Annotated in this window: 13 protein-coding genes; 5 read left to right on the top strand and 8 right to left on the bottom strand. The window is 44.6% G+C overall.

Annotated features, from left to right (window positions below; all coding sequences use genetic code 11):
- Window positions 1-10 precede the first annotated feature (10 nt).
- Entirely contained in the window at window positions 11-1,003 is a 993-nt protein-coding gene (locus HMPREF2758_RS04650; RefSeq protein ID WP_070609405.1) for a helix-turn-helix domain-containing protein, read from the top strand.
- Window positions 1,004-1,280: 277 nt separating this feature from the next.
- Here HMPREF2758_RS04650 and rlmD read toward each other — a convergent pair whose 3' ends face one another.
- The 4 genes from rlmD to HMPREF2758_RS04630 form a co-directional block, all read right to left on the bottom strand.
- Window positions 1,281-2,681 carry a 23S rRNA (uracil(1939)-C(5))-methyltransferase RlmD gene (gene rlmD / locus HMPREF2758_RS04645; protein WP_070609404.1) on the bottom strand — a complete coding sequence of 467 codons (1,401 nt, stop codon included), beginning with the start codon at window positions 2,679-2,681 and terminating at the stop codon, window positions 1,281-1,283.
- Between the two features lie 14 nt (window positions 2,682-2,695).
- On the bottom strand, window positions 2,696-4,396 hold the full coding sequence (locus HMPREF2758_RS04640) for an Mbeg1-like protein (protein ID WP_070609402.1): 1,701 nt from the start codon (window positions 4,394-4,396) through the stop codon (window positions 2,696-2,698).
- A gap of 71 nt (window positions 4,397-4,467) precedes the next feature.
- Window positions 4,468-5,418 carry a linear amide C-N hydrolase gene (locus HMPREF2758_RS04635; RefSeq protein WP_016648336.1) on the bottom strand — a complete coding sequence of 317 codons (951 nt, stop codon included), beginning with the start codon at window positions 5,416-5,418 and terminating at the stop codon, window positions 4,468-4,470.
- 8 nt (window positions 5,419-5,426) lie between these two features.
- Window positions 5,427-6,683: a YkvI family membrane protein gene (locus tag HMPREF2758_RS04630; RefSeq protein ID WP_070609401.1), complete on the bottom strand. Its 1,257-nt coding sequence runs from the start codon at window positions 6,681-6,683 to the stop codon at window positions 5,427-5,429.
- A gap of 161 nt (window positions 6,684-6,844) precedes the next feature.
- Between HMPREF2758_RS04630 and HMPREF2758_RS04625 the strand changes: the two genes are divergently transcribed.
- Window positions 6,845-8,188, top strand: a complete 1,344-nt coding sequence (locus HMPREF2758_RS04625) for an MATE family efflux transporter (RefSeq protein ID WP_070609399.1) — start codon at window positions 6,845-6,847, stop codon at window positions 8,186-8,188.
- Between the two features lie 537 nt (window positions 8,189-8,725).
- Here the strand turns inward: HMPREF2758_RS04625 and HMPREF2758_RS04620 are convergent.
- Entirely contained in the window at window positions 8,726-9,916 is a 1,191-nt protein-coding gene (locus HMPREF2758_RS04620) for a coenzyme F420-0:L-glutamate ligase (RefSeq protein ID WP_070609398.1), read from the bottom strand.
- 332 nt (window positions 9,917-10,248) lie between these two features.
- Here HMPREF2758_RS04620 and guaB point away from each other — a divergent pair, with 332 nt between their 5' ends.
- A complete protein-coding gene (gene guaB, locus HMPREF2758_RS04615; protein WP_016648340.1) occupies window positions 10,249-11,727 on the top strand; it encodes an IMP dehydrogenase in 1,479 nt (492 codons plus the stop codon).
- Between the two features lie 591 nt (window positions 11,728-12,318).
- On the opposite strand, the gene HMPREF2758_RS04610 is transcribed toward guaB, so the two are convergent.
- From HMPREF2758_RS04610 to HMPREF2758_RS04600, 3 genes are all read right to left on the bottom strand, one after another.
- Complete coding sequence (locus HMPREF2758_RS04610) at window positions 12,319-13,389, bottom strand: methyltransferase domain-containing protein (RefSeq protein WP_070609397.1); 1,071 nt, start codon at window positions 13,387-13,389, stop codon at window positions 12,319-12,321.
- An 83-nt stretch (window positions 13,390-13,472) separates the two neighbouring features.
- A complete protein-coding gene (locus HMPREF2758_RS04605; RefSeq protein WP_070609395.1) occupies window positions 13,473-13,931 on the bottom strand; it encodes an aminoacyl-tRNA deacylase in 459 nt (152 codons plus the stop codon).
- A gap of 20 nt (window positions 13,932-13,951) precedes the next feature.
- Window positions 13,952-14,245, bottom strand: a complete 294-nt coding sequence (locus HMPREF2758_RS04600) for an ArsR/SmtB family transcription factor (RefSeq protein WP_070609393.1) — start codon at window positions 14,243-14,245, stop codon at window positions 13,952-13,954.
- Window positions 14,246-14,479: 234 nt separating this feature from the next.
- Here HMPREF2758_RS04600 and nox point away from each other — a divergent pair, with 234 nt between their 5' ends.
- Together nox and HMPREF2758_RS04590 are read left to right on the top strand one after the other, a co-directional pair.
- Entirely contained in the window at window positions 14,480-15,823 is a 1,344-nt protein-coding gene (gene nox, locus HMPREF2758_RS04595) for a H2O-forming NADH oxidase (protein WP_016648345.1), read from the top strand.
- Window positions 15,824-16,071: 248 nt separating this feature from the next.
- The gene (locus tag HMPREF2758_RS04590; RefSeq protein WP_070609391.1) at window positions 16,072-17,952 is read left to right on the top strand and encodes a heavy metal translocating P-type ATPase; all 1,881 of its coding nucleotides are present in this window, start codon (window positions 16,072-16,074) and stop codon (window positions 17,950-17,952) included.
- The last annotated feature ends 80 nt before the right edge of the window (window positions 17,953-18,032 follow it).

The raw sequence follows: 18,032 nt of genomic DNA, 5'->3' as shown, positions 1-18,032 counted from the left end.
TAGGTGTATTATGTCATATTATGATTTTGTAAAAGAATATATGAAAGTAGATGAATGTAAAAACAATAAGAAGTATTCAAGTGCAGGGCACACTTTTTGTTGGAATAAAGAGGACTCTACTTCTGCAGAAGGGCTTTATTGGTTCTATGAAGGAGATGGATTTATTATTGATGTCCATGATTTTTATATCAGAGAAGAAGTAATTCAAAATAGCACTTATAGCATGACAGATTATGTTTCAATTTATTCAAGCTACATTGTCAGTGCAAACGGAGAAAAATTTAATCCCTATCAAACACTTACCGCAAATTCATTATGTACTTTTGACTTTAACAACATAAGAGATAATTTCGTTTTTTTATTACACGAGAATTGTTGTTATCTTGCTGTTTCCATTGGTTTTAAAAAAGAACTAATAGAAAAACATTTAGCATATATTAACATTAATCCAGAATCATTTTATTCAGCTTTACTTCAACCGAATCAAATAATTCTTACAAAATCCTTAGAAAAAGTGGCAATGGAAATATTAAATTGTAAGATGGACTCTCCTGCCGCTGATTTTTTCTTTAAAGCCAAAGCAAATGAATGGGTAAGCATTGTTATAGATACCTACTTAAATAGAAATAAATATAAAATTAAGTCCGATGATAATAAAGCACTTGAAGATGTAGCAAGATTTTTAGATGATCATTTCACTATGAATGTAAATCAAGAAACCCTTGAAAAAATATCTAAAATGAGCGGAACAAAATTAAAAAATTTGTTCAAAGAAAAATATGGTCAAAGCATTACAGAATACACCCAAAGAAAAAGAATGAATGTAGCTGAAACTCTTCTCTTAAATACCGAACTACCTATAAAGGAAATAGCAGAGTCTGTTGGATACACATCCCATAGCAAATTTTCCATTTATTACAAAAGATACAAGGGGAAACTTCCTAGTGAAGTTCGTAATTTAGCTTGCAAGGATCACAATTTAAAATGCGATTTTTGTGATTAAACTAATTTTTATATTTATACATCTTTATCTTATATGAGCTTATAGATGTTTGTATAGGTATATATAAATTTGATAAAAAGCAAAAAAAGAGCAGCCTTTTAAGCTACTCTTGTAGAAAGTACAAAACGAGTTAATTATATTTTTGTGTTTCCTCATACCAGCCCAAAAACTACTCTCACGTCCATATAGTTTTTTTGAGTCTTTTTGACGTATCCTTCTTCATCTTTTTCAAAGACAAAATGCTTATAAAACTACTTAAAATGCAAGATTTCTAAATTTACATCTTTTGTATCAACGCTATGGCTTCCACATGCACCGTCTGTGGGAATTGGTCAATGGGCTGGCATGAGACCAGCTCATAACCAAAGTCCTTCAGCCATTGGAGGTCTTGGACCAGAGTCACTGGGTTACAGGAGACATAGATGATCTTGTCGGTTCCCAATCGACCAATCCGGCGCATGACCTTGCCACCGGCACCGCTACGAGGAGGATCCAATAGAACTAGGTCTGGTTGACCCCATTCTGCTTCAACGGTCTTCATACCGCTACGGGCATCGGCCGTTAAGAAGTAGGTATTATCGATCCCATTATCTGCCGCATTCCGTCTGGCGGATTGAATCGAGCTGTCGACAATCTCAATTCCGGCTAATTCCTTGGCCGCTTGAGCTAGCGGTAGAGAGAAGGTTCCCACGCCACAGAAGAGATCCATCACCCGCATATCAGCATCGATCTGCGCTAAGTTCAAAGCAGTCTCGACCATTTTTTCTGCTTGTTGGGGGTTGGGTTGGAAGAAGGTATCGAACCAGATCCGATAACGAAAGCCAGCTAACTGGTCATAAATAAAATCACGCCCCGCTAGGACAGTCACTGCTTGAGCCTGAGTCCGATCGGCAATATCCGTATTCTCAATCCATAAAAGACTGGCTAATTGGGGACAAGCAGCTTGAAGGCGTTGAACCAGGTCGTTAGCTGCTTTGGTATAAGCGTCACTAGACTCGGTCGCAAAGACCGCCACCATCAATTCCTGGGTCGCAAAGCTCTGCCGCATCATCAAATGTCGCAAGAGCCCTTGTCGGCTCTCCTTGTCATAGGCCGGCAAATGATGATCTTGCTGCCAGCTGGCGACAGTCTCCTTAACGGTCATCATGATTTCGGGGGCCAGCACATTATCCTGCCAATCATTGATCACGCGAAAATTGCCTGCTTGGTGCATACCGATCGCTCCCGCTTTTCCGAAGGTTAATTCCATCTTATTGCGGTAATGGTAGGGATGGTCCATTCCCAGAATGGATTTTACTGCTTGCGGGTCAAAGCCTCCTTGACGAAAGAGATCACACACTTTCTTTTCTTTATAGGCCAACTGAGCTGAATAGTCTATATATCGAAGGGGAGCCCCCGCTTCAGGAACTTGGCCTGGGGCTGCTTGACCGGTCCGATCAGGCGAAGGGGTCAAGATGCTATCATAATTAACGGTGGCCCGGCGGCGTCCCTTAGCATTGGGAACAGTGACTTGGACCACATCCCCCGGATAGGCAAATGGAATCGTGAGCCTCAATTTTCGAGCCAGTTGACCGGCTTGGTCAACCGGGTGGTAATAGACGGCCATCCCCTGTCCCTTATCATTTAAATCTTGAATCTGGACCTGGAGGACCTCCGTTGGATACGTATTTTTTGCCATAGTTAGTGTCCCTTCTAATGGTTTTTTCGTAAGTGTTGATGAACAAATTGATAAAGTGCTTGCTTTTCCAAGCGTTTAACATAGTAATAGATCACGGTGACCGCCTCAAGCCAAAGCCCGATTCCTAATAGAATGGCTGGACCTAAAATACCAGAGGCTTGGGTCAGATTTTGCCAGGCTAAGATCGCTTGGGCAATCCCCAAGATCAAGCTGTTCCATGAGAATAAGCCTTCAGTATGGGCATAGTAGGCGTTACGAGCTAGCCACCAAGCACTCGCTAGGGCTAGAAGTAGGCTCAAGAAATAAGTATCTAACAATTTCCCTTGAATCAAAGTGACTAAGCCACAGCCTCCTACTAACAGGAAGCCCAACTGTAGGAAATGACGTCGGTAAGACCTGTCTTGCTGGACGGGTTGATTAGGTAGATAGTTCAGACCGCCTTTTAATAGAAAAAGCAGGGTTAAAACGGCTTGGCTTATCCACTGGCTACCGGGCTGAAAATAAAGCAGGCCGATTCCAGAAAGAGCTAAAAGACTGCTTAAAATAAGATGGAAGCTTGGATGAATGGAGGCCATTCGCTGCCAATACCAACGAGTCCGCCACCATAGGGGTTGACGCTTTTGATCGTGAGCCAAGTATTGACAGCTCACTTGTTCCTTAATTAAGAACAAATCCTCCACCATGGATAGAAGAAAGCGACGATCTTTGACCTCCAACTGACGAATCTCTTGACTTAAAGCCGTTAAAAAAGTCCCTAGATCCATGGACACCTCTTCCCAACGATCAAAGCCCGTCTGATAGATCAAGGCAAAGACCTGTTCAAAAAACTGCTGGATCGCCTGCGGGGATTGCCAGGCTAACCACAAGTCAAGGGCCTGAGCACTAACCTGACTAGCCAAGGTCAAAGAGGAGACTCGCACAAACTGCTGGTCGGCAACTTCCCACAGTGAAAGCAAATGCTGCAAATACGAAAAGCCGGAGCTCTTAACAACTTGAACGGCTTCCCAGTCTCCCAGAATAATGCCCACCCGGCTATCTTGCGGCATATAAACTCGAATCCGGTCCTTAATTCGCTGATAACCAGGATCCTTCAAGGATTCTTCAATCAAGCCAGGACCATCAAAAGAATAGATCTGGTCAATCCGTTCTTGTAAGCTTGAAGGCTGGTGCAAAGCAGCTTCAATGACCAGATTGCCTCCTTTGGAATGACCGATCAAGGTATAGTTATAAGCATTAGCCTGCAAGAGATCTTTTAGGTAGCTGACGCCCAAGCCTTGCGAGGGCATGGCTTCCTGGGCGGCTAAGTTAAAATCTTCTTGCCAACCGACAATCTGTCCATCCGTTCCCCGCATCACGACCAGATGATGGCCTTCCCATTCCATGGCATAGGCGGCGAATTGTAGCCGTTGGCTCTGGCTACTCTCCCCGGTAAATGCATAAAATAATAGACTTTGGTAGCGTGGGGCCGTCATGACCTCTCGGAAAAGATCCTCGCGCGTCTTTTGAATCAGGTCTAAGTTACCAATCTCTTTAGCGTGGTAGGCCTTAGTTAGACCCGGCAATGACAAAGCCTGGTTCACTTCTTTACTTTGAGGGATTAAGTCATCCACCGGCAAGTAGGATAGCTCGATTAAAACTGCCAAGTCCACTTCATTAAGGGGTAGCTGGCTTAGCTTTTTATCTTGGTTGGTTTTTACATAGTCCATTAATCGCATCAAAAATCCCTCCTTCATACTTATTGTATTAAAGGAGGGAAGCAACTGGCAAGCCTTAAATGATTAAATTATTATTTTTGCGAGGAAACTAAGGAACAGCCTGCTTCAAAGGTCGGAACCGACAAGAGTACCCGGCCTTGGGATAGGTCCAACTGATCAAAGGTCAGATGATATAGGGAAGGATTAGTGTCCGTCCGTAAGAGCAGCTGTTGGTCATAGCTGTCATAGGCCACGATGTATTGCGTAAAGGTGTAATCTTGATAGCGATCATTGGCAATAAAACCACGAGGTAGCGAGATGGCCTGCAAGGACTGGAAGAGATAGGCCATGGCTTCTTGATGGGTCTTAATCTCAGGTGTTAGTCGACTTTGATAATAAGCCTTGACAAAGCGCGACTTAGGATCGTAGGCTCCAGGTAGGTCTCTAGCTCCATTAAAAGCCCTTAACTGATCCAGGTCCATCTGTCTTTTCAAATGACGCAAGTGGGAGGGAAACTTGGGGGCATTGGTCATCACCCCATAAGGATTATCATAGGCAATAAGCTTACCCTTACTTGGTTCAATCACCACACACCGCCCTGTCTTATCTGCCAGCATCCAATGAAATAAAGGACTGATCACCTTGTGACCTTGATGACTATGACGGGCTAGATGAAATTGATCTAAGTCCGCCAAGACCTCCGCCACACTGGCATAATGACTTAAGACATAATTCAAAAAATGAAAGCTCGACACATTGATCTTCCCAGCTTGAACCTGGTCTGGAAATAAGTGATAACCAGAAAAATCATTGGTCACCCCAATCAAACCCTGGTCATTCATCCCATCCTTGAGCGGATCCCATTCCCTAAAGCAGACCCCCAGCATGGGATAAGGCCCCTCAAAATGGCCACCCATCAAATTTTCACTAGTGGGATAACCACCCGCAAAAGCCAGCACATCAAAATCTACCTGAGCTTCCAAGTCCATAGTCCGCCCCATCACAATGCCTTGGGGGGAATCAATCTTTATACTGGTACACATAAATTCACCTATTCCTCAGTTTGACGATCGACGATCTCTTGGACTTGTTCTAGGATCTGTTGATTATCTGCCTTGGAGTCTTTCACTAATTGCTTGAGATTCTTAACATCCCGCCGAACCATGGTCTGATCAGGATCTTGCCGCTTGGTCAATAGATGGTAGACGGACTGGCGAATCTCTTCTTCCAGACTCATGGCTTGACGGTCTTTCCACCAAGCAATGATAATTAGCCCCACCAACACGATTCCGATATAACCTAAGATAGGATACATAATGGATACTAATTCACTAAACCCAGCAAAGGACAAGATAAAAGCCAAAGTACAAATAAGCGGCATCACCCAGGTCTTAAAGCGGCGTTCATTATCGCCAGCAATCCGCTTACCTAAGGCGTAAGCAACCGAAATCCCCGTATTAAAAATCATACCAAAAATTAACACAAACATGATAAAACCAAGAGCCGGATGGATCGCCTGCATCAAGGACTGCATCGGAACCGCCTCATAGCCTACCACATCGACCTTAGTATATAAGAGAATTCCCACTAGTAATGAGACAAAACCAGCTAGAAAGCCGCCAATCGCTCCACCATACTTGGCATTTTCTAGCCCCATAACCTGTCCCCCTAAGACGAAGAACATGGAGATGGCTGTCACCAGACAGAGGGCAAAATAATTCAGGATGGATAACCAAATATTCGGAATCGCTAAGTGAAGCTCACGGGCCATCGCAAAGTTACTCGACCAATCAATGCCTCCTTGGAAAAGTGTCACGATCAATCCAAGACTGATCATCACCAACAAGATTGGCGTAAAAAACCCCAAGGCCGCAGTCACCTTATCAAAATCCAAATAAGATATACCTAGAATTAAAAGCGCACAGATCAAGGAACCCACCCAAGCCGGTGTTCCAAATTGTTGCTGAAAAGTGGATCCAGCTCCTGCGACCAAGACAAAACACATCACAAAGCAGGAAAAGCTCAAAATCCAATCCAGAACTTTGGCCAACCAAGGCCTAGCTATCGACTCCAAACCTTCCACGTGGTTACTGGTTTGATGATAGGAAGCTAGGGATAATACCCAAGAACCGATCACCATATGAAGAATACTAATACAAACCAATCCGATTATACCGATTCTCCCGAAAGATACAAAATACTGTAAGATCTCCTGGCCAGTCGCTAAGCCTGCACCGGTAATAATACCGACATAGGCGAAAGCAATGGCCAGGGTTTTTTCTTTTGAAAATAAACTTTTTCTTTTCACAATAATCTCCTTTGCATTTGAATAGAATTTCCTTTACCTTATAATAGTAATGCTTCTGAATGAAAATGAAAAGTCTTAGCCCCTCGTTTCCAAAACTGGAAAGGTCCAAGGGGGCGTAGTATGAGAAATCAATGGACAAATAAATTAATAGGAATGATAACATGATCAAAAACAAATCGTCTTATAAAACAGCCCTAAAGATGGCTTGGCCTTCCGTCTTAGAGAGCTTTTTTATTGCTCTAGCCGCCATTATCGATACGATCATGGTGGGAAATCTCGGGGAATATGCCATTGCCGCTGTCGGCTTAACCAACCAACCGCGTTTAATTGGCTTGTCCCTCTTTTTTGCCATCAATATCGCCGTCTCCTCTTTGATAGCTAGACGACGGGGCCAAAATCAACAAGATGGAGCGAATGAAGTCTTTGTCACAGCCATGACCTTGAGTCTCATCCTCTGTGCGATCATTTCTGGCTTAATGATCTATTTCTCCCAAGATATTCTAAGACTGGCAGGAGCTCAATCCGATACCCTCCAGCCTGCTACCCAATATTTCCGAATTATTATGGGGGGAATGATCTTTAATGTCATCGCTATGTGTATCAATGCGGCTCAAAGAGGTTCAGGGAACACCCGAATTGCCTTTAATACCAACTTGACCTCCTCCATCGTCAATATCTGCTTTAACTACTTATTGATTGATGGCCATTTTGGTTTCCCTGCATTGGGGATTCAGGGGGCTGCTCTTGCTACCGTCTTAGGGACGATCGTGGCGATGCTGATGAGCTTCCGGTCCCTCTTTTTTGGCCATTCTTATATCCGCTTCAAGCGCATCCTACAGAAAAAAATCCGCCTTCAATGGGAAACAGCCAAAATCATCAGCCAACTCTCGGCCAATCTCTTTATCGAAAACTTAGCCATGCGGATTGGTTTCCTGGCTACTGCCGTCACTGCTGCCGGCTTGGGAACACAAGTCTTTGCGGTTCATAATGCCGGTATGAACATCCTAAGCCTGGGCTTCTCCTTTGCGGATGGGATGCAAGTTGCCGCCGTCGCTCTTGCCGGACGTTCACTCGGTCAAAACGACCGTAAAGCTGCTATTAACTATGGTCAAGTCTGCCAACGCATCGGCTTCATCATGTCGATCTCTCTAGCGGTCATCCTCTTCCTATTTGGAACCCAGATCATGTCGATCTACTTCACCGACCCTTCATCCATTCAAATGGGTAAAATGATTATGGACTTTTCCAGCGTGATTGTCCTACTACAAATCTCACAACTCATTTATGCAGGTTGCCTTCGAGCCGGCGGTGACGTTCGCTACACCCTCTTTGCCGGAATCCTATCCGTGGCAATCATCCGAACCGCTGTCACCCTGATTGCCGTCCACACCTTCCACCTAGGACTCGCCGGAATCTGGATCGGAATCTTCTCCGACCAACTCACCCGCTTCATCCTAATGCACCACCGCTTCAAAAAAGGCTACTGGACAACCATTAGAATATAGAGTGCGAGCAGGCGCGTTTATCCCCTGAAGGCTAAGTAAGAAATCTTCCAAGTGACATCAGTCACGCGGAAGATTTTTGCTTAGACACAAGGGGATGCGACTGCGAGCACATTTTGATAGAGTGCGACAACTTGCGCCTACCTAACGGATGTAAGACTGTAAGTTGCTAAAGCAACAACAGTCTCAGCAAGCGCCGCAGCGGTAAGTGAGCCTTCGAAACACTCAAAGAGTGTTCGAGAAGGGTCGCTTAACGTCCAGGCGCTGCAATTGCGAGCACGTTTTGACAGAGTGCGACGATGAGCGTTTATCCCCTGTAGGCTAAGCAAAGCATGGACAGGGCGATTGAAAATCGCACAGGACGTGATTTGCTTAGCCTACAGGGGATGCAAGTTGAAGCACATTTTAATAGAGTGCGACAAAAGCACACATTTTGATAGAGTGGGACCACCTCTTGATAGAGCGCACCCCCTCTCCATACGATAGACACAAAAAAGTGCGACACAGCTAAAATAGCTGTGTCGCACTTTTAATGTTTAATTAATCATTCGTATAATTATCAAAGTAACCTTGAATTAAAACAATCGGCGTACCCTTATCACCAGAACCAGAGGTTAAGTCACAAAGCGAACCTAACAGGTCTGTCAATTGTCTTGGGGTGGTTCCTTCTGATTCCATCTTACCCACTAGGCTTTGGTCTTTCGATTTGATCCGACTAGCGATAGCTTCTTTTAAAGCATCTCCAGAAAGATCTGAGAAATCATTATCAGCCAAGTATTTTAATTTCAATTCATTCGGAGTTCCTTCCAAGCCAGAAGTGTAGGCTGGTGAGACCACCGGATCTGCCAACTCCCAGATCTTACCTGCTGGGTCCTTAAAGGCACCATCCCCATACACCATCACTTCAATATGTTTACCCGTCTTTTCTTTTAAGACTGCTTGGATGGCATTCACCATTTCATTGGCATCGTGTGGGAATAACTTGACAGAATCTTCCGTTGATTTATTGGATCCTAATAGACCATATTCTGAATTATAACCCGATCCATCCACTGATTTGGCAAGGATTTGATCCAAGCTATAAACAGTCGCTCCTTTAGCTTCCAAGATCCGTTTGGTCCGTTTCCGACTATGTATATCACAATTTAATACATGGTCAGTATAGTCTAAGATAGCTTTAGCTTGGTTGGCAAAAATAATTTCCACTTCTGCCCCAGCTTCTTCAATAATCTCTTGATAGTAAGCGACATAGTCCACATCCGTGAAAGGATGACGGTTTTCACCAAACTTAGCCCGGTATTCTTCTAAACTTAAGACTTGTGCATAAGGATCGATTCCGGCTTCATCCAATTGATCTAAGGTAAGAAGTTCATTTCCCACCTCATCGCGTGGATAAGACAGCATCAAAACAATCTTCTTAGCCCCTTTAGCAATCCCTCTTAAGCAAACCGCAAAACGATTCCGTGAAAGAATAGGGAAAATCACACCAATGGTATGATCACCAAACTTTTCCTTAATATCTTGGCTAATGGCATCTGTACTAGCATAATTACCTTGACTGCGAGCAACGATGGATTCAGTAATTCCCACCACATCGCGGTCATTAAAGTCAAAACCATCCGTCTGGCTTGCCTCCAATAAACTTTCAACAACAATGCTGGCTAAATCGTCACCTTGACGAATAATAGGACAACGCACACCGCGTGATACCGTTCCGATATTTCTTGCCATCTGTTATTCCCCACACTTTCTTTTTTTAAAATTTAAGTGGGATCTTCACCCAAGGTTCCGATCCCTTGACCATCTTACTACAAAATCCCCGCCTAGAAAAGCATCGATTTAAATTTTTTTATTAAAATCAAAAAAAATCTTTTCACTTAATTATAGCATCAATTTTAAGAAGATGGGCTATACTCCCCCTTCTTTCGTTAAATGTTCGTGTTTTTGGGTAAAAGCGAACGAAAGACCCTCCACTTCCGGCTTTTTTGCCTCAGTCCCCTTGCGGACTTTTTCCAAGCGTGCTATATTGGCAGATAAAATCACCAGAAAGTTGAGGGATGCACATGAATGCTTGGGACACTAAATTCGCCAAAGAAGGTTACACTTTTGACGATGTCCTTTTATTACCAGCTGCTTCAGACGTTGTACCAGACCAGGTGGAGTTACAAACTCAGTTAACACCCACCCTTAAATTGAACATTCCAATTATTTCTGCCGGTATGGATACCGTGACAGAATCTGCTATGGCAATTGCAATGGCACAAAATGGCGGTCTTGGCGTCATTCATAAGAATATGTCGATTGAAGATCAAGCCCAAGAAGTTCTCCGAGTTAAGCGGTCAGAGAATGGCATTGTCCATGATCCTTACTTCTTAACACCCGACCAGTCGATCCAAGACGCTCAAAAAATGATGGCTCAGTACGATATTTCTGGTCTTCCTGTTGTCAAGAGCGAAGACGATCGTACCTTAGTAGGCATTATCACTGCTCGTGATGTCCGCTATACCAAAAATAAGGACAAACAAGTCAGCCAAGTTATGACTGGCAATGATATGATCGTCGGAAAAGCCAACACCAGCCTGGATGAAGCGGAAGAAATCCTCTACCAACACCGGATTGAAAAGCTGCCATTGGTTGACGATCAAGGAAAATTAGTGGGCTTGATCACTAGTCGCGACATCGAAAAGAATTGTCATTTCCCAAATGCTGCCAAGGACCAAAATGGACAATTGATTGTCGCTGCAGCTATCGGAGTGACCAATGATACCTTCAAGCGCGCCCAAGCCTTGATCGATGCCGGTGTGGATGCCCTGGTCATTGATACAGCTCATGGCCATTCTGCTGGAGTCATCCGTAAGGTCAAGGAAATCCGTGATGCTTATCCAGATATTGCCATTATCGCCGGTAATGTAGCGACCGCTGAAGGTACCCGTGCTCTATTCGATGTAGGAGTCGACGTTGTTAAAGTCGGTATTGGTCCTGGTTCAATTTGTACCACCCGTGTGGTTGCCGGTGTAGGAGCCCCTCAACTAACCGCCATTTATGAAGCTGCCACTGCCGCCAAAGAATACAATAAGACCATTATCGCTGACGGTGGAATCAAATACTCCGGTGATATCGTCAAAGCACTCGCTGCTGGTGGCCATGCAGTGATGCTTGGATCCATGCTTGCCGGAACCGACGAATCTCCTGGCGAATTCGAAATCTACCAAGGCCGCCGCTACAAATCTTACCGAGGCATGGGCTCTCTAGCAGCCATGAAACATGGATCCAGCGACCGCTATTTCCAAGAAAAGAAAGAAGCCAATAAGATGGTTCCAGAAGGAATCGAAGGACGGGTCGAATACAAGGGTAGCGTTGAAGATATGCTCTTCCAAATGATCGGAGGACTCCGGTCTGGAATGGGCTATACCGGTAGCCGAACCATTGAAGACCTCCGCCAAGAAGCTCAATTCATCCGCATGTCTAACGCCGGCCTCATCGAATCCCACCCACACGACGTCACCATCACCAAAGAAGCCCCCAACTACTCTAAAAAATAGATTGCGACAACTTGCGCTTACCTAACGGATGTAAGACTGTAAGTTGCTAAAGCAACAACAGTCTCAGCATCCCCTGTAGGCTAAGCAAAGCATGGACAGGGCGATTGAAAATCGCACAGGACGTGATTTGCTTAGAACTCAGGGGATGCAAGTTGGAGCACGTTTTAACAGAGTGCGACGATGAGCGTTTATCCCCTGTAGGCTAAGTAAGAAATCGATCGGAGTGATCTTAATCACGCAGAGCGATTTTTGCTTAAACATAAGGGGATGCTCATCGGAGCACATTTTAAATAGAGCGCGACAAAAGTCGGGTACCTAACGGATGTAAGACTGTAAGTCGCTAAAGCAACAACAGTCTCAGCAAGCCCCGTTGAGCTAAGCGAAAACACGAGCATTTTCGCAGAAAATGTTGAGAGTTTTAGCTTAGAGTCTAGGCTCTGACTTTTGGAGCACGTTTTAAAAAAGCTCGATCTACCCAACCAAGGACAAAATCGAGCTTTTTTAAGATTAACCATCTTCCCTCTTTTTATATCCCACAAAGTTAATCACACCAAAAAAGCAGCTAAGCCTCTCGGCTAGCTGCTTTCTTTCTTAACATTGACAAGTACTATCAGCTGGACGACAAGTCCTAGCGGCTGCTACCGGGTCAACTTCATGCCTTACCTCACTGAAGCGTCCAAAGTGCTGACTGCGATCTCCAATTACCTCAAAATATTCCGCAAAGCGGGTCTTTTCCAACATGGCTGCTGTATTACCACAGACTTGTTGAGGGCGGTTGAGCTCAAAGCGGTGGTCTTGGTCCAATTCAAAAAGCTGAGACTGATCAGCCACACCACCCCGATAAATGGCGATTTGACCATAGTCCTCACAAGCATCTTCTATCAATCCAGGTAACTTGAAGGCCCGGACCGTTACGGAATAAAAACCAATATTCCCGACTAATTGTTCAATCCGACCATTGCCAATAGGTGCTGGACGACTAGTCATAAAACGAAGATCCAACCATCCTGTCTGCATCATCAAACGACGGAAATCTTCCAGATACATAGCGCCACCTAGACATTCCCCACATAAAACTGGATCCTGACTTACGGCTTCCGGAATCCGCCGATCCGCAAAAATATCCGCAAAGTATAACTCGCCACCCGGTTTTAGAATCCGCCAGATCTCCTTAAAGACTGCTTCCTTATTCGGTGACAGATTCAAGACACAGTTCGACACCACAATATCCACCGAGTTATCCTCAATCCCGCAAGCCTTTAAGTCTTCAATATAACCTTGCTTAAAGTCTGTATTTGGCTTCGCATATTTATATTTACGGGTCATCTTATCCTGATACTTACGAGCAATCGCTAACTGATCCTCATTCATATCGACCCCAATCACATGACCACGCTCACCCACTAATTTGGAAAGGGTATAGACATCCACCCCCGTCCCACAGCCCAAATCCAGAACCGTCTGTCCTTCAAGAACTGCTGGGATCGGTGAACCGCAGCCATAATAGCGTTCAATGATCTCTTGAGGAATCCCTGAACGAATTTTTTTAATGGAGCGAGGCAAGCCCATTCCCGCTAAAGAACATACCTGCGTCGCCATCTGACCGCCATTTTCCAAAGACATCTTGGAATAATACGCCTTTATACCATCTCGTGTATCCATCTGCATGCTCCTCTCTTAGCTTCATCCTACCATACCCCTATACCAAATGCTAAAATAACGCTCACCCTCAGGGCAAGCGTTCCTTAATCTTCCTTATCTTTAGTAATCATGGCTAGCTGATAATCCAAGACCCGGTCCAGATCCTTGGGGCTAACTTGAACCGCAAAGCCCACTTTCCCCGCTGAGAATAGAATCTGGTCAAAGGTCTCAATCGACTGATCAAAGACCGTCACAAACTGCTTCTTCATGCCAATCGGTGAACAGCCCCCATGCACATAGCCAGTCAAGGGTAACAAGTCTTTTTCTAACAACATATGGATATTTTTCTCACCAACTGCCTTAGCCGCTGCCTTAAGATCTAGGTATTTTTCGGTAGGAATGACAAAGACATAATGGTCTCCGGTCTTACCATAAGTCACCAAAGTCTTATAAATAGGAAAATCCACCGACGACTTAGGTACTTGATCCCATTCATAGGCTTGATAATCCACCTTTTTTTGTTCTAACACACGCATCACATTGGTCTTATCTTTTTTGGACATGACTTTCCCCCTCCTTGCTCTTAAGCATCTTCTTGAATATGATCACGAACTTGCTTTAAGAGCGTGAAAATATGATCATCATCCAAGGAATAATAGTTCGACTTCCCTTGGCGGGTTGACTTAACAATTTTAGCATCCTTAAGGACCTTAAGCTGGTGAGACACAGCTGACTGTTCCATGCCTAAGGCTTGAGCTAGTTCAGAGACATTACGTGACTCTTCCTCCAACAAAAAAAGCAAGGACAAGCGCGTCTTATCCCCCAAAACCTTAAAAAAACTAGATATTTCTTGTATAATGACCTCTTTTTGATCCATAAAGTGTCTTCCTCTCTCTAGATTGCTCACTAGTACCATCATACCACGCTGGATCCTACTTTTGAACGCTGATCGACCAATAATACCTTCTCAAACGCCGAGGCGATCTATCAACAATATTAATAAAACCCTTCTTATATGAAGTTTTTAAAATAATTTTTTCTCAGAGCATATCTTGTGTATTGATGAACAAAGTCTGCTATACTAGTACCATAATAAAGGAGGCTAATTCATATGAAAATTGTCATTATCGGAACGAACCATGCTGGTATTGCAGTCGCTAATACCCTTTTAGCCAGCCCTCAAAAACATGAAGTTGTCATGCTTGATCGAAATAGCAACCTATCCTACCTAGGATGTGGAACCGCCCTATGGGTAGGCCGTCAAATCGATAGCAATCAAGGGCTCTTCTATACCAACAAGGAAGAATTCCAGAAAAAAGGAGCTCGAATCTCCTTAGAAACTGAAGTCACCCATATTGATTACCAAGCTAAAAAAGTCTATGCCAAAACCAAAGATGGCCAAGAGCTGGAAGAATCCTACGACAAACTGGTCCTAGCAACCGGATCTCTTCCCATCCAACTGCCTATCCCTGGATCCGACCTTGAAGGCATTCATTTCCTCAAGCTCTTCCAAGAAGGGGAAGCGGTCGACCAAGAATTCGCGAAAGATTCTGTCAAAACCGTAGCCGTTATCGGTGCTGGTTACATCGGAACAGAACTCGCCGAAGCAGCCATTCGCCGCGGCAAGAAAGTCCTGTTATTCGATGGACAAGACCATTCCCTACCTGGTTATTATGACCCTGACTTCTCGGCTCAAATGGATCAAAATTTAGAAGAACTTGGCATTGAACTCCACTTTAAGGAACTGGCCACTGAATTTGTCGGTAATGACCAAGGACGGGTCTGTGAATTAGTGACAGATAAAGGCCGCTACCAAGTCGATACGATTATTTCAGCAGTCGGCTTTATCCCGAATATCCAACTAGCCCAAGACCACTTGGAATTAGGTCCTTCTCACGCAATTCATGTTGACCGCCATCAACAAACTTCCGATCCGGATGTCTATGCTGTTGGAGACTGTGCAACGATCTATTCCAATGCTCTCCAAGCAGAGACCTATATTGCCCTAGCTTCTAATGCTGTTCGCTCTGGCTTAGTAGCCGGTTATAATATTGATGGTCGTGTGATCGAAGCCAATGGAGTTCAGGGATCAAATGGAATATCCATCAATGGCTTAAACTTTGTATCAACCGGATTAACCCAACAAGCCGCTAAAGATGCCGGCTTCGAGATTGAATTTGTCGACTTCCAAGATACCCAATTCCCAGGCTTTATGCCAGAAAATGAAGAAGTCAAAATCCGAATCATTTATGACAAGAAGAGTCACCGAATCTTAGGGGCCCAACTCGCCTCGCGCTACGACATCTCGGCGAATATCCATCTCTTCTCCTTGGCTATCCAAGAACAAGTCACGATCGATCGCCTAGCCTTTACCGACCTCTTCTTCCTACCTCACTTTAACCAACCTTATAACTATATTACTCAAGCCGCTCTTAAAAGCTTTGACAAGGAATAAGAAGACGAATCTCTCATCCAAATAGCAAGCCTCTCCCCAGCGATAACCATCGTCTGGGGAGATTTTTTTATTTCAAGCTAATGGCAGAATATCATAATGACCCTCGCCTTAAAATGGAGTGTCAGATGGAAATCCTAATTTTTTTTGATTAAAAGCTTGACTCTTTTGATCAAGGATTTATAATGAATATATATTCATATGAATTTATATTCATTTAATCGTAGTGATTATCATTAGGAGGGATTATTATGAGTCATTGTCATCATCACGCTTCCAACCGACCCCTGTTTGCTTATATTGCGGCTCTGGGTGTCAGTGCGGTTGCTTTTTATCTAAAGGAAGGGCTTATCGCTAATAGCTTATTCGTCCTAGCCTGTCTATTAGCGGGTTACCATGCCATCATCAAAGAAGGGATTGAAGAAACCATCGAAGCCAGTCAAGAAAGGGGCTTTTTCGCGCCCAATGCCCATATTCTTATGGGACTGGCCGCTATCGGAGCCTCTTTACTGGGTGAATTTGCGGAAGCCAGTCTATTATGTTTAATTTTTGCGGGCGCTCATTTCTTAGAACATGCCGCATCAGACCGGTCAAAACGCGAAATCTCTAAATTGTTAGCCTTGAACCCCCTTAAGGCTCGGCGGATCAAATCGGACGGATCAACGGAGATCATCGCCGTCGACCAAGTTCAAATCGGTGACCAAATCCAAGTCTTAGCGGGTGATCAGGTTCCCTGTGACGGCACGATTATCAGTGGTGCCAGCCAGATCAACCAGGCTGCCATTACGGGCGAATCGTTCCCTCAAAGCAAACAAGTGGGAGACCCGGTCTATGCCTCCAGTCTTAATGGTGAAGGATCATTCGTCATGGAAGTGACCAAGAGTAAAGAAGATTCCGTCTTTGGCCGTATTCTTGAATTCGTCCAACAAAATCAAGCCAACCAAACCCGCATCGCTGGCCTCATCGACCACTATGAACCCTACTATGTGAATGGGGTTATCTTATTCGTGATCGCCATTTCCCTGCTGGGTCCCTTGTTAGCGAACCTTCCTTTAAGTGACAGTCTAAATAAGGGCTTAAATGTCTTAGTCGCAGCCTCCCCCTGTGCCCTAGCTGCAGCAACTGTTTCAGCCAGTCTATCTGCCACTTCCTTTTTAGCAAAACGTGGCATCCTGGTGAAGGGCAGTCACTACTTATCCGCCCTAGCCAAAGTTCAGGCCATGGCCTTTGATAAGACGGGGACTTTGACCCATGGTCAACCCCAAGTAACGGATCATTATTTTGTGGATGAAGCTCATTCCCAAGCCAGCATTGACCTGCTGGTTGCTATGGAAAGTCAGGCCAACCATCCCCTTGCCCAAGCGATCTTAGATTACTTCACCCCCCAAGACAAACTTGAACTCACCGTCCAAACTCAAGTAGGTCAAGGTCTGATCAGTGATTACCAAGGCCATCAATATCGGATCGGTAAGGCCTCTTCCTATCCAAACGTCCCCCAAAAGATCCAAGATTTGACCCATGACTGGGCCCAAGCGGGTAAAACAGTGGTTTATTTCTCAGAAGATGAAGAGATTCTAGCAGCCATTGCCTTAATGGATACAGTCCGTGAAGAAGCCAAAGCTGCCCTGAAATACCTCCGTCAACAAGGCATCCACACCCAACTGATTACCGGAGATGCTAAAGAAACCGGTCAAGCCATCGGTCAATTATTAGGCATCGAGCGAGTGGCTGCCAATGTCTTACCCGAGGATAAGGCTAGCCAGATTCAAGCATTGCAAAAAGCCTTTGGTTACACCGCTATGGTTGGTGACGGGGTCAATGATGCCCCTGCCTTGGTTCAGGCTGATGTTGGAATTGCGATGGGGCAAGGAACAGACATTGCCATCGAAGTCTCCGACCTCGTTCTCTTAGAAAATCAACTGAAAAAAATTGTCCTGTCCCATCAAGTCGCCCGTAAAATGAACCGCGTGATCTGGCAGAATATCTTCTTCTCCTTAGCCGTTGTTGTCTACCTGGTCTTGGCTTCATTCATGGGTTGGCACGCCATGCCATTGACCGTCTTGTTGCATGAAGGATCAACCTTGTTGGTCATTCTGAATGGTTTAAGATTACTCAAAGCTCCTAAAAATTAAGCCATTCAGCATCATCGAGTAGAAAGAGCCTTTTCACTGGCTGTTAAGAATTAAATCCAATCCCACAGCTGTGGTGGACC

Source organism: Facklamia sp. HMSC062C11 (genome assembly GCF_001810675.1).
GTDB classification, from domain to species: domain Bacteria; phylum Bacillota; class Bacilli; order Lactobacillales; family Aerococcaceae; genus Facklamia; species Facklamia hominis.
The sequence above is the reverse complement of the archived record's forward strand: the minus strand, read 5'-3'. Positions and strand labels throughout refer to the sequence as shown.

Excerpts from the sequence above, each read along its gene's own strand:
- HMPREF2758_RS04650 (WP_070609405.1), top strand. The coding sequence starts at position 11 with ATGTCATATTATGATTTTGTAAAAGAATATATGAAAGTAGATGAATGT.
- rlmD (WP_070609404.1), bottom strand. The coding sequence starts at position 2,681 with ATGGCAAAAAATACGTATCCAACGGAGGTCCTCCAGGTCCAGATTCAA.
- HMPREF2758_RS04640 (WP_070609402.1), bottom strand. The coding sequence starts at position 4,396 with ATGCGATTAATGGACTATGTAAAAACCAACCAAGATAAAAAGCTAAGC.
- HMPREF2758_RS04635 (WP_016648336.1), bottom strand. The coding sequence starts at position 5,418 with ATGTGTACCAGTATAAAGATTGATTCCCCCCAAGGCATTGTGATGGGG.
- HMPREF2758_RS04625 (WP_070609399.1), top strand. The coding sequence starts at position 6,845 with ATGATCAAAAACAAATCGTCTTATAAAACAGCCCTAAAGATGGCTTGG.
- HMPREF2758_RS04620 (WP_070609398.1), bottom strand. The coding sequence starts at position 9,916 with ATGGCAAGAAATATCGGAACGGTATCACGCGGTGTGCGTTGTCCTATT.
- guaB (WP_016648340.1), top strand. The coding sequence starts at position 10,249 with ATGAATGCTTGGGACACTAAATTCGCCAAAGAAGGTTACACTTTTGAC.
- HMPREF2758_RS04610 (WP_070609397.1), bottom strand. The coding sequence starts at position 13,389 with ATGGATACACGAGATGGTATAAAGGCGTATTATTCCAAGATGTCTTTG.
- HMPREF2758_RS04605 (WP_070609395.1), bottom strand. The coding sequence starts at position 13,931 with ATGTCCAAAAAAGATAAGACCAATGTGATGCGTGTGTTAGAACAAAAA.
- HMPREF2758_RS04600 (WP_070609393.1), bottom strand. The coding sequence starts at position 14,245 with ATGGATCAAAAAGAGGTCATTATACAAGAAATATCTAGTTTTTTTAAG.
- nox (WP_016648345.1), top strand. The coding sequence starts at position 14,480 with ATGAAAATTGTCATTATCGGAACGAACCATGCTGGTATTGCAGTCGCT.
- HMPREF2758_RS04590 (WP_070609391.1), top strand. The coding sequence starts at position 16,072 with ATGAGTCATTGTCATCATCACGCTTCCAACCGACCCCTGTTTGCTTAT.